Annotated in this window: 1 protein-coding gene; it reads left to right on the top strand. The window is 63.7% G+C overall.

What is annotated here, in order from left to right; translation table 11 throughout:
• Positions 1 to 151: 151 nt before the first annotated feature.
• A partial coding sequence (locus ACYP5B_RS45340) for a hypothetical protein (RefSeq protein ID WP_459573952.1) occupies positions 152 to 889 on the top strand: 738 nt, incomplete at its 3' end.

Raw genomic sequence — 889 nt, 5'->3', positions numbered from 1 at the left:
CTGCGGTCGTAGCACGGCCTGGAAAGGCGCGCCCGCTAAGGCGTAGCGGGCGATAGGGGTACGACTTCGCCTCGGACCTATTGCGTTTGGCAATGCGCTCGGTAGTAGCCTGGCGGACCGTTCGAGCAGCTCGAATAGCACGCAGGAAGATGTGCTGGGGCAGAAGATTGCGGAGCTGCAGCAATCGCCCATCTGGAATGACTCGCCAGCGGTGCAGCCGGGCTTCGACAGCAACGCAGCATACAACCAACTGGTGGGTGCGTTCGGTGAGTCGCGTGGAGGGTATGGCAGCGACACGCCGTCGATGACGCTGGCCGCCAACAATCTGCGGCAGCCCGGGCAGCCCCTGGTGATGTCGGATGCCGGCTCCAGAGGATATGGCAGTGCCGATGCCCATGACGCTCGCGTGGCAGAGCTGCGGGTAATGGCCGGACAGGCGCTGAGCGAAGGGGACCGGTTCAACGTCGACGGATCTACTGCCAACGTTCTGATTCAGGGCATACCGCCACAACAGCTACCTGACATTGAGCTCGCACAGGCAAAATCTGGCACGCCGGTTTGGGTGGACCCGGAGACTGGTGTCGAGGTGTATGCAGTACCCTATCCCCAGATCACGGCAACCCGGCTACCAGAGGCTGGCATCAGCGATCTGAATCGTTTGGGGCAATCATTTCTGGGTACGGCACAAGGGGCTGGCACCTTTGCGCTGGATGCGGCCCGCTTTGTGAGCGATCAGGGCTGGGTGCTGGCCAACGGGGTGACAGGGGGCTGGTTGGCCAACAACGTCGACGCGGCACAGGCTGCGGTGCAGCGCAATACGGCGCTGGGCCAGTCGATCCTGAATGCCCCGGGCGCCGTCGCCCGCTTCGGACTGCGGGCAATGACCGGC

The sequence above is a fragment of the Cupriavidus sp. 8B genome (genome assembly GCF_054589115.1).
The sequence above is the reverse complement of the archived record's forward strand: the minus strand, read 5'-3'. Positions and strand labels throughout refer to the sequence as shown.